The sequence below is a fragment of the Bacillus methanolicus PB1 genome (assembly GCF_000262755.1).
Lineage (GTDB): Bacteria > Bacillota > Bacilli > Bacillales > Cytobacillaceae > Bacillus_Z > Bacillus_Z methanolicus.
Genome location: NZ_AFEU01000002.1, coordinates 467,569 through 479,966 on the forward strand (window position 1 = coordinate 467,569; position 12,398 = coordinate 479,966).

Annotated in this window: 15 protein-coding genes; 5 read left to right on the forward strand and 10 right to left on the reverse strand. The window is 41.2% G+C overall.

Features of this window, described 5'->3' with window-relative positions; all coding sequences use genetic code 11:
- Positions 1–46: 46 nt before the first annotated feature.
- The 4 genes from PB1_RS07425 to PB1_RS07440 are packed head-to-tail and all read right to left on the reverse strand — an operon-like array spanning position 47 to position 2,920.
- Positions 47–775, reverse strand: a complete 729-nt coding sequence (locus PB1_RS07425; protein ID WP_003351656.1) for a hypothetical protein — start codon at positions 773–775, stop codon at positions 47–49.
- Positions 776–781: 6 nt separating this feature from the next.
- On the reverse strand, positions 782–1,480 hold the full coding sequence (locus PB1_RS07430; RefSeq protein WP_003351657.1) for a fluoroquinolone export ABC transporter permease subunit: 699 nt from the start codon (positions 1,478–1,480) through the stop codon (positions 782–784).
- Positions 1,477–2,331, reverse strand: coding sequence for an ABC transporter ATP-binding protein (locus PB1_RS07435; protein WP_003351658.1), 855 nt, complete (start codon positions 2,329–2,331; stop codon positions 1,477–1,479). Before PB1_RS07435 ends, PB1_RS07430 begins: the two co-directional genes overlap by 4 nt.
- Positions 2,324–2,920: a TetR/AcrR family transcriptional regulator gene (locus tag PB1_RS07440; protein ID WP_003351659.1), complete on the reverse strand. Its 597-nt coding sequence runs from the start codon at positions 2,918–2,920 to the stop codon at positions 2,324–2,326. The genes PB1_RS07435 and PB1_RS07440 overlap by 8 nt, the downstream gene beginning before the upstream one ends.
- Before the next feature lie 288 nt (positions 2,921–3,208).
- Here PB1_RS07440 and PB1_RS07445 point away from each other — a divergent pair, with 288 nt between their 5' ends.
- Both PB1_RS07445 and PB1_RS07450 read left to right on the forward strand, forming a co-directional pair.
- On the forward strand, positions 3,209–3,865 hold the full coding sequence (locus PB1_RS07445; protein WP_003351660.1) for a DNA alkylation repair protein: 657 nt from the start codon (positions 3,209–3,211) through the stop codon (positions 3,863–3,865).
- A gap of 211 nt (positions 3,866–4,076) precedes the next feature.
- A complete protein-coding gene (locus PB1_RS07450; RefSeq protein WP_003351663.1) occupies positions 4,077–5,165 on the forward strand; it encodes a PQQ-dependent sugar dehydrogenase in 1,089 nt (362 codons plus the stop codon).
- Between the two features lie 148 nt (positions 5,166–5,313).
- Here PB1_RS07450 and PB1_RS07455 read toward each other — a convergent pair whose 3' ends face one another.
- The 6 genes from PB1_RS07455 to pdxK all read right to left on the reverse strand — a co-directional run bounded on the left by PB1_RS07455 (position 5,314) and on the right by pdxK (position 10,574).
- The gene (locus tag PB1_RS07455; protein ID WP_003351664.1) at positions 5,314–5,958 is read right to left on the reverse strand and encodes a TetR/AcrR family transcriptional regulator; all 645 of its coding nucleotides are present in this window, start codon (positions 5,956–5,958) and stop codon (positions 5,314–5,316) included.
- Between the two features lie 212 nt (positions 5,959–6,170).
- Entirely contained in the window at positions 6,171–7,199 is a 1,029-nt protein-coding gene (locus tag PB1_RS07460) for an ABC transporter permease (RefSeq protein WP_003351665.1), read from the reverse strand.
- The gene (locus PB1_RS07465; RefSeq protein WP_003351666.1) at positions 7,196–7,927 is read right to left on the reverse strand and encodes an ABC transporter ATP-binding protein; all 732 of its coding nucleotides are present in this window, start codon (positions 7,925–7,927) and stop codon (positions 7,196–7,198) included. The genes PB1_RS07460 and PB1_RS07465 overlap by 4 nt, the downstream gene beginning before the upstream one ends.
- 350 nt (positions 7,928–8,277) lie before the next feature.
- Positions 8,278–8,976, reverse strand: a complete 699-nt coding sequence (gene bshB2 / locus PB1_RS07470) for a bacillithiol biosynthesis deacetylase BshB2 (protein WP_003351667.1) — start codon at positions 8,974–8,976, stop codon at positions 8,278–8,280.
- 26 nt (positions 8,977–9,002) lie between these two features.
- Positions 9,003–9,350 carry a YojF family protein gene (locus tag PB1_RS07475; RefSeq protein ID WP_003351669.1) on the reverse strand — a complete coding sequence of 116 codons (348 nt, stop codon included), beginning with the start codon at positions 9,348–9,350 and terminating at the stop codon, positions 9,003–9,005.
- Between the two features lie 384 nt (positions 9,351–9,734).
- Positions 9,735–10,574 carry a pyridoxine/pyridoxal/pyridoxamine kinase gene (pdxK, locus tag PB1_RS07480; RefSeq protein ID WP_003351671.1) on the reverse strand — a complete coding sequence of 280 codons (840 nt, stop codon included), beginning with the start codon at positions 10,572–10,574 and terminating at the stop codon, positions 9,735–9,737.
- A gap of 208 nt (positions 10,575–10,782) precedes the next feature.
- Between pdxK and mobA the strand changes: the two genes are divergently transcribed.
- The 3 genes from mobA (at position 10,783) to moaD (ending at position 12,278) form a co-directional block, all read left to right on the forward strand.
- Positions 10,783–11,397 (forward strand): molybdenum cofactor guanylyltransferase, encoded by a 615-nt coding sequence (mobA, locus tag PB1_RS07485; protein ID WP_003351672.1) that lies wholly within the window; start codon positions 10,783–10,785, stop codon positions 11,395–11,397.
- Positions 11,398–11,587: 190 nt separating this feature from the next.
- Positions 11,588–12,052 (forward strand): molybdenum cofactor biosynthesis protein MoaE, encoded by a 465-nt coding sequence (locus PB1_RS07490; protein ID WP_003351673.1) that lies wholly within the window; start codon positions 11,588–11,590, stop codon positions 12,050–12,052.
- Complete coding sequence (gene moaD / locus PB1_RS07495; protein ID WP_003351674.1) at positions 12,045–12,278, forward strand: molybdopterin converting factor subunit 1; 234 nt, start codon at positions 12,045–12,047, stop codon at positions 12,276–12,278. Before PB1_RS07490 ends, moaD begins: the two co-directional genes overlap by 8 nt.
- Positions 12,279–12,398 lie beyond the last annotated feature (120 nt).

The following is a 12,398-nucleotide window of genomic DNA, read 5'->3' on the forward strand; positions in this document are numbered from 1 at the left end:
AGTACCTGTGCGCAAGAGGGGCTGCCCCGGTTCAGCCCCTCTTTTTCTACAAAACGGCATTTTTAAATCGATTAAATAGAATCGATATACAAAACAAATGGGTAGCAATAGAAATTCCTATAAAAATCAACCACTTTTCGACTTCTGAATGCAATGCTGAAAAGAAGGCAGAAACAAGCCAAAATGGCGGTAAAATCCCTGCAATATACTTCAACGGCCCTTCGATAAATTCGAAAATAAGCGGCACAAGCAGCAAAATGCTTGCTACTTTGGCGACTGCGAGGCCTTCAACTTTATTTTTTGCTGCTCCGGCAACGAACAAAGCAACGAGCGGTGCCTCGAGAGATAGCAGAAATATAACCGGGATCGTCTGCCATGAAAGAATATCCGCGTATCCTGCTATAAAGAGTGCCGCAAAAGTTAGCAGTGTACTGATGAAAACAGGGGTCCCTAACCGGTATGCCAGATATTCTTTTTTCGAAAGAGGGGTAACGGCTAAAAAAGTTAGTACGTTTTCATCCCGTTCATCTAAAATGATGAAAGCTGCAAACATCCCGAGTAAAACTGGCACTGTGATCATAAGGATTATGGCTTGTAATTCGAAATAGTTTTTTAATGTAATCGAAAACCGGCCCTCTAAATAAGAAAAGATGAACGGGACTCCGAAACGGAATACGAGAGCAAGCAACAGAGGGGCAAGGATCGAAACCATAAGCATAAAATCCCGATATGCGTATTTCAGATCAAAAAGAGAGAGAGCGAATATTTTTTTCATGCCCGGTCAGCCTCCGATATTTAAAATAATATGTTGATAGAAAGCTCTGTAGGCAAGTCGGTATGCCAGATAAATATAGACACAAAACATACATATCGCATAGAGCCAATCCGCAGAAGATAGCGGGTGAAAGGCCCCTTCCATCAATAAAAGCCCTGCCTTTCCCGGAATAAGTGAAAACAAAGGAGATTCATAGAAATGCATCACTTCCAAAACGGGAAGGAAGAAGACTGTTGCGAATAAAGGAGAAATCATTAAATACTCATTGATTGATTTGACTCTGACAGTAAAAATCAATCCTAATAAACTTGCAAATACGGAATTAAGGGCAATTCCAATTGCCAGAGGAATTATTTTCAAGGAAAACCCAAATGAAAGCAAAAAGATAAACAAACCTGACACAACTGATAAAACGCCAAGCGAAATAACTTTCGACCAAAGAACTTCGGAAATTTTCAGAGGCGTGACAAACAGGTGGTCGTATATCCCTTGTTCTTTTTCCAAAAGGACAATTCCTCCTATAAAGAAAGACCCGAGGAAAGAACAGTCTGTAAACAACAAAAACATTGCTGTTTCCTCTTTCCAGTGATAAGGAATCCAGTATAAAAGCGCCACATAAAGCATGCAGACAATAAAGTATGCATAGTAAAGATAGTTCCGGAATTGAAACTTCATATCAGTATGAATGGCAGCCAATAGTCTCATAACAGGCTCCTTCCCGTAACCTCAATAAAAATTTCTTCAAGTGAGGCTTCTTGTGTATGAATCGTTAAAATCTGGCCGGACTGGATTAATGTTTGAAATTCGCTGTTGTCCTTTAATGTTGACAACGGAAAATCTTTTTCTTTCGTTTCGTTCCCTTCCATATACTCAATTCTTACTGTCTTTTTTCCTTTTTGGAGTTTTAAACTTTTAGGGGAATCAATCAAATGGATCTGGCCGTCTACGATAAAGGCGACCCGGTCGCACAATTCTTCCGCTAAAGTCATGTTATGGGTCGTAATCACAATGGTTTTTCCAGCTGCTTTTAATTCTAAAATTTTGCTGCGCATCATCTTCCCGTTTACCGGATCCAATCCGGAAGTTGGTTCATCCAGAAAGATAATTTCAGGGTTGTTTAATAATGCACGGCAAAAATTCAGCCGCATTTTCATCCCCTTTGAAAAGGCTGATACTTTTGTATCCCTGTCTTTCCACAGACCCACCATTGAAAGGAGCTCATCCGGATCAGTTGTTTCAACGGAATACAGCCTGCTGAAATGGCGCAAATTTTCGATGGCGCTGAATTTGCTGTAAAAGTTAGGAAATTCAAAAGCAACGCCGATTTTTTCATAATAATCGGATTGAAGGTCGCGAACTTCTTTTCCAAAAACACGGACGGAACCGCTGTATCCTTTCAGAAGCCCGATTAATATTTTTTGCGTTGTGCTTTTTCCAGCACCCGATGGACCAAGAAGGCCGAAAATTTCTCCTTTTTGAATCGACATTTGAATTTCTTTTACTGAAGGGCTTTTTTTCCCCGGATATGCATAAGTTAAGTTTTTTACATCAATCATTAGAATTCACGCCTTTAAAAATTTGATTTGAAATGGCTTCGGCAAGGAAACGTATTGTTTTTTCATAATGGTTTTCACCAATTTCTTTCCGGTGCAGCGTCATTAAGAAAAATGCCCGAATTGCCCCGCTTATTGTCTGTTCATCAAATCCGGAAAAACCCCATGAATATAAAAGCGGCATTAACAAGTTATTGTCTTTTTGAATATGGGAAGCGATCGTTTCAGCGGGAAGTTTTCTGACGAGCAGTTCCATGTCCCCTTCAAAATATAAACGCTGTATAAACGAGTTGCCTTGAATCAGATCAATTCCTTTCAGAAGAAAGGAAGCGAAATCTTCGGGAGTTTCCGGCTTGCTAAGATGATGAAGCAGGCTTTCTTTCATTTGTTCTTCTTCTTTTTCAAGAATCCGAAAATATAATTCCTCCTTTGATTGAAAAAATAAATAAAATGATCCCTGGGCAATTCCGACTGATTCAGTAAGATCTTTAATGCTTGTTTTTTTTAATCCGTGAACAGAGAAAAGCTCTTTACCTTTTTCCAGCAATTGTTGGCGAATATAATCCCGTTCCTGTTCTGTAAAACCTCGCATCGGTCTACCACCTTATGAATATATGAATACTTTATTTTTTTATTCATATAAAGAATACCATAAACCATAAAATAGTAAAATTAAATTTTTCGACAAATTTTTCCTTAAACCATAAATCCTCTTCCATTAGAAATGTCAAGTGAAACATCTTAAAATGGAAATATATAGCGGGGGGGGGGCAGTCCCTCATTGAATTAACGTATTAACGCATTACCGCACTGCGGGCCAGTCCCTCATCACTATAACGCGTTAACGCAGAGCGGGCCAGGCCCCGAAAGGAGAATCAAATTGATAAATGTGTTAAAAGAAATGATGGAATTGAATCGCAATAGTGAAAACGCTGCAGCGATGGAGAAATATATGAAAGGGCATTTTCTGTTCTTGGGGATCAAAAAGCCGGAAAGAGCACAGATAGAAAAAGAATTTTTTAAGGCAACAGGCATTTTAAAGGAGCCCTTTCATCCTGATTTTGTCAAAGAGCTTTGGAATTTGCCGGAACGAGAGTATCAATATACAGCTCTCACATATATCGAGAAATCGCTGAAGAAACTTGGCAAAGAGCACGTAAAGCTGATGGAATTTTTGATTACGGAAAAATCCTGGTGGGATACCGTTGATATGCTTGCACAAAAAGCGGTTGGCAAGATTGCAGCTGATTATCCTGAGGTGATCTCCGAAACAATCGAAGAATGGGCCGGCAGCCATCATTTATGGCTGAGAAGAACGGCTATCTTGTTTCAGCTGAAATATAAGGAAAAAACAAATGAAGAACTTCTTTATCGATATATAAATATGAACGCTGACAGTAAGGAATTTTTTATTCAAAAAGCGGTCGGCTGGGCGCTTCGGGAATATTCGAAGACGAATCCTGATTCCGTCAGACGTTTCATTAAAAACAACAGTCTGGCTCCCTTAAGTATTCGAGAGGGAAGCAAATATCTTTGAAAGAATGTTTAAAATATCAGTCTGAAGGCGAAAACATGATTAAACGTATTGCCATTAATATGGACAGAACATTGTTAACAGCTGAACAGAATGTTACGGAAGAAAATGTAACAACCATTAAAAAGGTTCAAACATAAGTCATTAATGGCGTCATCGCGGCGGGCAGGCCTTTTCAGGAAAAAAGTTTTGTTTTAGGGAAAGGAGTGTACAAATGAAAAAAATCTTATTATCGTTAAGTCTCTTTCTGCTGTTGTTTGGATGTTCAAATGAACCTGAGAAAGAACAAGGTCAGACCCCCACTGATTCCGGAGAGAAGGAAACTATTAGCCCGGTGGCCCAACCGGAAAAAATCGCCGACCTTTTGGATATTCCCTGGTCCATTAATAAGACCGGAAACATTTTTTACATAAGCGAGAGAACAGGCAGCATCGTAAAAATTGAAAATGGCCGAAAAGAGAGGCAAAATGTTTTGCTAAAAAAACGGCTGGCTGGTGCAGAGGAAGCAGGCTTGCTTGGTTTTGTGCTTGCTCCTGATTTCTCTGAGACAAACAAAGCTTTTGCCTATTATACATACGAAGATCCAACAGGCCAGTTCAATCGGATTGTTGAACTCGTTTTACAAGATGGAAAATGGAATGAACAGCGTGTTTTGCTTGATAAAATCCCAAGCGGCCAATTTCATCACGGTGGAAGGCTGGCAATTGGCCCTGGCGGCAAGCTGTACGCAACCACAGGAGACGGTGCCGCCAATCCTGAAACTGCCCAAGATCCTAAATCTCTCGGAGGAAAAATTTTGCGGCTGAATCTCGATGGATCCGTTCCAGATGATAATCCGATTTCCGGTTCCTATACGTACAGTTACGGGCACCGGAATCCTCAAGGGCTTGCCTGGAGTCCTGATGGAACACTGTATGAGAGTGAGCACGGACCGTCCGGCCACGATGAAATTAACTTGATAAAAGCCGGCGGAAACTATGGATGGCCTGTGATTATGGGCGAAGAAAAGCAAGAAGGAATGATCCCGCCGCTTTTCCAATCCGGTGAGGACACATGGGCGCCATCCGGCATGGTTTATTATAATGGCAAACTGTATGTTGTAACATTACGGGGAAACGCTGTAAGAGAGTTTGACTTAGAAAAAGGGACGACAAGGGAAGTTGTGAACGGGCTCGGCCGAATCCGCGACGTTTTTATTGAAGGAAACGATCTTTACTTTATCAGCAATAACACAGACGGACGCGGAACCCCTGACGAGAACGATGATAAGCTATATAAAATATCACTATCGGATTTACAATAAGATGCAAGGCCTGGCTGCACATAAACAGCCAGGCCTTTAACACTTTAAAGCAGAGCGGGCCAGGCCCTCATCACATTAACGCTTTAACGTACAGCGGGCCAGGCCCTCATCACATTAACGCTTTAACGTACAGCGGGCCAGACCCTCTTTACGGTTTCAGTCCTTGCATGATGAAATGGATGGTCCTTTCAATTTCTGCTTCGTCATCCCAATCTGCTTCCGGGAATAACAGATAGCGGCCAAATAAATAGCCGAAAATGGACGAAGCAACAAGCCTGACAACGCTATAAGAAGGCATCTCAATAATCTGTCCTTTATCCTGATAATGTTTGATAAGCTCCATGAACCGTTCATAGACTTTGTTTGCAATATGTTCTTTAAACAGTGCTTTCAGTTCAGGATGAAAAGGAATTTCTTGGATGAAAATTTTAATCATCGGCAAGTTGTTTTTTAAAAACTCTGCCCGGTTTTCAATCATTGCTTTCAAGAAATCTTCAAATCGCTCAAACCGTTGGTCAAGGACTTTATATAAATCTTTAATGACGAATGGCGCAATGAATTTCGCCATCATCGGGGCGACAATCGAAACGAGCAAATCCTTTTTCGTTTTATAATGCCTGAAAATGGTGCCTTCGGCGACTCCTGCTTTTTTGGCTATTTCACTTGTTGAGGTTGCTGCATAGCCTTTTTCAGAAAAAGACTCGATCGCCGCAATGATGATTTTTTTCTGCTTTTCTGTCAATCCTTCTTCATTCTCAAATAATTCCTTCATCATAAAATCTTCGTTGTACATCACGTTCTCCTTACGCTCTTTTCTAAAAGATTGTTGCTTTAAGTGGAAGAGGTTTTAAACCTCCACGGCATATCAGCCTCCACGATTGATGAGTCTTCTGGATAAGACACCGCTTAAAAAGCCTGAGGGTCAGACCCCGTATATTGAAAATGCACATGAGGTCAGCCTCTTATGAGACAGCCTCATGCCGAAAAAGCCAGCGTTCATCGTTCTTAAATCTTTCTGTACTTCTTTAACGCAAAAATATTTAGTGTGATAAATATGGCCGAAAAACCTGCAAGGATGAGCAAATCAACATAAATATCATCCCATCCGTATCCTCTTACCATAACATCCCGGAGTGCATCCGCAGCATAGTAGAGCGGAGTGAACGGTCCAATCCAGCTTAACCATTCAGAAATGGTTTCAAGGTTAAACAACCCGGAGAAGAATATTTGCGGCACTACGATGACCGGAATGAATTGAATCATTTGCAACTCATTATTTGCAAAAGCCGACAAAAAGATTCCAAGTGTTAAAGCTGTCAAGGACAAAAGCAAGATGATCAGCAGGACATAGCCAAATGACCCTTCTATTAACATACCGAGAACATAAATGGCGTACCATGCAATAATCCCTGCCTGAAGCATTGTAAAAATTCCAAAGCCGAGAATATAACCGCAGACTATCTCCCAGCGGCGGAGCGGGCTTGATAAAAGCCTTTCCAACGTACCGGTCGTTCTTTCCCTTAAAAATGAAACCCCGGCAATCAAGAATACGAAGAAAAAGACAAAAAATCCGAGCAGCACAGGCCCAAAGTAATCAAACTGCCCCATATCTTTGGATCCGTGTAAATAGCTGATGTCCGGTTCCGGGGTTGTTCCAGTTTGCTGCAGCGGCTTGAACGCTTCCTGGAACCATTTTAAAACAGCCCCATTGATACTAGGATCGCTTCCTTCGAGCGTGATGGAGGGAATTTGTCCATTAAACGCGATATAGGCGTCCAGCTTTTTCTCTTCAAGATCTTTTTTTGCCAGTTTGCTATTTTCATAGTCTGAAAGATTCGCATTTTTTAAGTTTAATTGATCTTGAACAGCCTTTGGAACATTGGCGAGCCCGATTTTCGGCTTGTAGTCATCGCCGTTAAAAACGAGATGAAGCATTGTCAGAACCAAAATCGGGGCAAAAATCATTAAAGCCATCGTCCGTTTGTCGCGGATAAATTGCCGTAAAATTCGGATAATCAGGGCGCCTACTCTCATGATTCCGCACCTCCGTATATAAGAAAGGCTTCTTCAATATTTGCTGTGTTTGTGTTTCTTCTTAACTCTTCCGGAGTGCCGACTGCGATCAATTCCCCGTTGCGAATCATTCCGAGCCGGTCACATTTTTCCGCTTCATCCATCACATGCGTTGTAACAATGATGGTAGTGCCTTTTTTCTTAAGGTCGTAAAAAGAGTTCCAAATGTTTTTTCTCAGGACCGGATCAATCCCGACAGTCGGCTCATCAAGGATAAGAAGCTCGGGCTGATAAAGCAAGGCAATCGCAAGCGATAAGCGCCGTTTCATTCCACCTGAATAATTGGACACGAGTTTGTTAAGATGCTCCGATAACTCGACAATTTCCATCACTTCTTTTATTCTTTTTTGGCGCCGCTCTCCTTTTAATCCATAGAGAGCTGCAAAGAATTCAAGGTTTTCTTTTGCCGAAAGTTCCCCGTATAACGCATCGGATTGCGCCATATAACCGATTCTTTCAATGAGAGACAAAGAAGGCATCCGTTTTTGAAAAACAAAATTTTCGCCGCTTGTTGGCAAATCAAGCCCCACCAGCTGCTTTACGAGCGTTGTTTTGCCTGCACCGGACGGGCCAAGAAGGCCGAAAATTTCTCCGCGAAAAATTTCTAGGTTAATATCCTTTAGGACTTCCTGTTTGCCGAAAGATTTTGAAACATTCCTAGTGGATATAATGGCTTCCTCATTATTCATAGTTTCACCTCATTATTTAAAGTGAGTGATCACTCATTTGTAGAGTAAAACAAAATAAATGATTTGTAAAGTGAGTAATCACTCATTTTTACAAAAAATTTTTTCTATTCCCTCTTCGCTATCAAAGTAGTGCTCGAAATCTTCCAAAATGGGCAGTAAAAAAGGGGCTGTCTCAAACCTCCATGGTATATCAGCCACCACGATAAATGAAAATGTTTCGAACCTTGACCTGCAATCTATGATGAAATTAGCGAGTCAAAGGTCGTTGCTTTTTTGCTTTTTACCGGACATTTTCGTATAAAAAGCCTAAGGGTCAGACCCTTATGAGACAGCCCTTTTCATTTTTTACTCTACAATGGCGGATGAAAAGTATTAGTTGGAGCAGAAAATTTATAGGTCCAAAATCTTTCGCTCTGCAGCCAGGCGAGTACTTGCGGATCATTCTTTTTTAGTTTTTCCTCCATTTCTGCTGTCATAAGCTGCGTTTGCGACTTATGGGCTTTCATAGCTTTCATTTTCGCTTCTTTTACTGCACTGACATCGTTGACGATATCCGGCGGTCCCAGTTCTTCCTCGCAATTGTTCGAGAAAGCAACGCAATGGAGTTTTGGCCGGTTTTGTACCGGTATCCGCTCAACAGCTTTGACAACTGCGGCACCTGTTGCTTCATGGTCGGGGTGAACAGAATAGCCGGGATAAAATGTGATAATTAACGAAGGATTTAATTCTTCAATGAGGGAAGAAATCATTTTCGTCAGTCTTTCTTCATTTTCAAACTCGATCGTTTTATCTCTTAAACCCATCATTCTTAAGTCTTGAATTCCGAGAATTTTTGCAGCTTCCTGAAGCTCCTGCTTTCGGATTTTCGGAAGGCTCTCCCTGTTAGCAAACGGGGGATTTCCCATATTCCGCCCCATTTCTCCGAGTGTCAGGCATGCATATGTTACAGGTGTCCCATTTCGGGTATAAGAGGCAATTGTGCCGGAAACGCCAAATGCTTCATCGTCAGGATGGGGAAAAACAATTAATATTTGCCGTTCTTTCTCCACTTTTATGCTCCTTTCAAATGTTCTGATTATTCAAATGGGGTCAGGCTGAGTTGCAAGGCTACTGCGAGTTTGCCGTTAAAATCATGGCCGGCGAGCAAAAGCCGTCCGTTTTTGTCGATTTCAAAATGGGTAAGCCCTTCCGCATAAACCCAGCCAAATTCCATTTTAAGTCCGACACGGTATGGGCCATTTCCGGTAATTTTACCGTGTTCATACTGAATTTGAGCATTTCGGATAAAAGCTCCTGCAGAAAAAAAAGATTGATTATAGTGGGAAGCATAAGCTCCATTAGTCGTTTCTAAATGCAAATAAACCTTTTTATTGGCAAATGAATCGATTTCATTTTGAACTTTTTCAGGAATCACTGGTTCCATCGGAGAGTTCTCCTTTCAACACAAAAATATCTATCAGCATGTGATGGCTGCCTTTAGAAAAATTATCTCAGGAACAAATTTCGCTTGTTTCGAAAACGCTTGCGCTTCTTATTATCATACTAAAAATCACTCACAAATGCGAAACTGACGCTTATCACAGCTGCAACAAAAAATTCAATACTTTAAAGCGTTAATTCATTGAGGGACAGGCCCTCAATGGATTAACGCTTTAACGCAATAAAAGGGACAGGCCCCACTACGTGTATGAAAAAAGGCCGGGTTTCTCCCGGCTTTGCTTTTGAAGAAAATTGTTGACGAATTCCCATTCCAAATCATCGATGTTGAAGGGGTAGTAACCAGTAACCGCGGTTTAAGATGCAGCCATTATTTATTTGCAGCATGCTCAAGACGGCGGCCTGCGCCAAAATAGCGGGATGCGCAATGCATAGTCGGTCCGACATATTGGTTTAATTTAAAGCCGTAGCGAATCGCTTCCGTAATAAAATCTTTTGCTGTTTCTACAGCTTCAAGAACAGTCTTGCCTTTTGCCAATTCAGCTGTAATAGCGGAAGAATACGTACAGCCGGCTCCGTGCGTATAGGTTGTATCGATTTTTTCGGACTCTAAAAATCTAAACTCTGTTCCGTCAAATAGAAGGTCGACTGCTTTTTCGTGCTGAAGTTTGCTTCCGCCTTTAATGAGTACAAATTTTGCACCAAGTTCATGGATTTTTGCCGCAGCTTCTTTCATATCATCAATTTTTTTAATTGGACCTGTTTTTGCAAGCTGCCATGCTTCAAACAGATTTGGCGTAACGACGGTTGCCCGCGGGACAAGCACTTCTCTTAAAGCTTCAGCGGTTTCCGGATGAAGCACTTCATCTTCCCCTTTACATACCATAACAGAGTCGATGACGACTTTGTCCAATTTATTTTCGTCAATTGCTTTGGCTGCTAATTCAATGATTTCAACTGATCCGAGCATGCCCGTCTTCATCGCGTCAATACCGACCGAAAGGATGGTTTCTAACTGTGCTTTCAATGTTTCGATTGCAACCGGAAACACGTTATGATGCCAGTAGTTTTTAGGATCCATTGTCACAATCGTCGTCAACGCCGTCATTCCATAGACGCCGAGTTCCTGAAATGTTTTTAAATCTGCCTGAATCCCGGCTCCTCCGCTGGAATCAGATCCGGCAATCGTTAAAACTTTTTTCATTGTCATTTGTTGCTTCCCCCTTGCAGTCCAAAAGTCCAAATATTTCGTTTATTTAAAGATTATATCACTACAAAAAAAGAGTACAAATTTTAAAAACTGCAAAAAAGGTTTTGAACGAATAAACCATAATTTAATGATTGTATGCTAGAATATCAAGAAAAAGGATTCGGAGTTATCGAACAAAAAACGGCCCGCCAAAAAAGAGGTGATAAAGATGCAAGCAACGGGAATTATTCTTGCCGGCGGAAAATCAAGGAGAATGGGAACAAATAAGGCGCTGCTAATAGTGGATGGTTTGACAATCATTGAACGAATCGCTAAAGAACTAGGAAAAATAACCACTGAAATCATCATCGCAACCAATAATTTTGAAGATTATCAATTTCTGAATCTTCCTATGGTTGAGGACAAAATTAAAGGAAAAGGTCCTCTGGCCGGAATTCAGGCCGGTCTGGCTGAAAGCAAAAATGAAAAGAATTTAATTGCCACTTGCGATATGCCTTTTATCTCCGCTAAACTAGGGGCATTTCTTTTACAATCACTCGATGAATACGAGGCAGCCGTCCCTGAAGTTTCCGGAAGGCTCCATCCTCTATACGCCGCCTATCGTAAAGAAACGCTTGGAGCGGTGAATCGCGCCATAGCTGATGAAAATTTAAAAATCCGGCATTTTCTCAAGACGGTGAATGCAAAAATCGTAACGGAAAACGACTTTCCTTTTACTTTGAACGAAAAGTATTTATATAACATGAATCATCCCGAAGAATACGAACAGGCACTGAGAATACAGTCAGAAATGAAAAAAATAGAAGGAGTTAGCGGCAATTGAGATAGGGGGCAAATCTATTTTTCTAGATTCCAAAATACTTCCAGCAAGAATTCCCTTTTCTAAAGGAAATCTGTTAAATATACAGAATATAAAAAAGTAAGGGAAATATCATCATAAAATCGTATGAATTTTGGACTGTTGCTGTACTGGAAATTGACCCGGTGATGTTTTAAAAATAGAGGTGAGCTCGATGAACTACGAAATTTCCAAAATTCCAATCAATATCCAATCGGTTATTGATAAAGTTGTTCAGCGTGAGGCGGGCGCCATCACGGTTTTTATCGGGACGGTACGCGAACTGACGAATGGAAAAAAGACGCTGTTCCTCATATATGATGCATATGAGGCAATGGCGGTGAAAAAGCTTGAGCAGATTGGAAATGAAATCCAGGAGCGGTGGAGAGGTTCAAAAGTTGCGATCACACATAGAGTCGGGAAATTGGATATTTCGGATGTCGCTGTCGTGATTGCAGTTTCCACTCCCCACCGTGCTGACGCCTATGAAGCGAATCGCTATGCTATTGAGAGAATAAAAGAAATTGTGCCGATTTGGAAAAAGGAACATTGGGAAGACGGGGAAGAATGGGTCGGCAACCAGCTGGAAACCGTCGCTTATCCGACTGGAAAACCGGAGGTGGAAGATTTAGATGAATAAAATTTTATTTTTTGCTCATTTGCGGGAATTAGTCGGTGAAGAATTTGTTCAGCTGGATGCAAGCGGAAAGACAATTGCAGAACTAAAAGGTATCATTGCTGAAAAGTACGGGATTGAAGTTCCGAAAACCGTTATGACAGCCATTAATGAAGAATTTGCAAGAAATGAAGAAGTCATCAAGGATGGAGATACAATCGCTTTTATTCCGCCGGTAAGCGGGGGGTAATAAAATGACAATGGTCTGAAGCGGCAAACCGGCTGCCATTGCTTCATAATGAACACGGGTAATAAATTCGATTGAAAAGGGTAAGCTCCTTTCCGTCAACGACAAATATAGAATGGCTTT

What these genes read in the sequence shown, in the direction of transcription:
- PB1_RS07450 (WP_003351663.1), top strand. Translation starts at nt 4,077, where the DNA reads ATGAAAAAAATCTTATTATCGTTAAGTCTCTTTCTGCTGTTGTTTGGA.
- PB1_RS07475 (WP_003351669.1), bottom strand. Translation starts at nt 9,350, where the DNA reads ATGGAACCAGTGATTCCTGAAAAAGTTCAAAATGAAATCGATTCATTT.
- moaD (WP_003351674.1), top strand. Translation starts at nt 12,045, where the DNA reads ATGAATAAAATTTTATTTTTTGCTCATTTGCGGGAATTAGTCGGTGAA.
- PB1_RS07435 (WP_003351658.1), bottom strand. Translation starts at nt 2,331, where the DNA reads ATGATTGATGTAAAAAACTTAACTTATGCATATCCGGGGAAAAAAAGC.
- pdxK (WP_003351671.1), bottom strand. Translation starts at nt 10,574, where the DNA reads ATGACAATGAAAAAAGTTTTAACGATTGCCGGATCTGATTCCAGCGGA.
- PB1_RS07460 (WP_003351665.1), bottom strand. Translation starts at nt 7,199, where the DNA reads ATGAGAGTAGGCGCCCTGATTATCCGAATTTTACGGCAATTTATCCGC.
- mobA (WP_003351672.1), top strand. Translation starts at nt 10,783, where the DNA reads ATGCAAGCAACGGGAATTATTCTTGCCGGCGGAAAATCAAGGAGAATG.
- PB1_RS07425 (WP_003351656.1), bottom strand. Translation starts at nt 775, where the DNA reads ATGAAAAAAATATTCGCTCTCTCTCTTTTTGATCTGAAATACGCATAT.
- PB1_RS07430 (WP_003351657.1), bottom strand. Translation starts at nt 1,480, where the DNA reads ATGAGACTATTGGCTGCCATTCATACTGATATGAAGTTTCAATTCCGG.
- PB1_RS07490 (WP_003351673.1), top strand. Translation starts at nt 11,588, where the DNA reads ATGAACTACGAAATTTCCAAAATTCCAATCAATATCCAATCGGTTATT.
- PB1_RS07455 (WP_003351664.1), bottom strand. Translation starts at nt 5,958, where the DNA reads ATGTACAACGAAGATTTTATGATGAAGGAATTATTTGAGAATGAAGAA.
- PB1_RS07465 (WP_003351666.1), bottom strand. Translation starts at nt 7,927, where the DNA reads ATGAATAATGAGGAAGCCATTATATCCACTAGGAATGTTTCAAAATCT.
- PB1_RS07440 (WP_003351659.1), bottom strand. Translation starts at nt 2,920, where the DNA reads ATGCGAGGTTTTACAGAACAGGAACGGGATTATATTCGCCAACAATTG.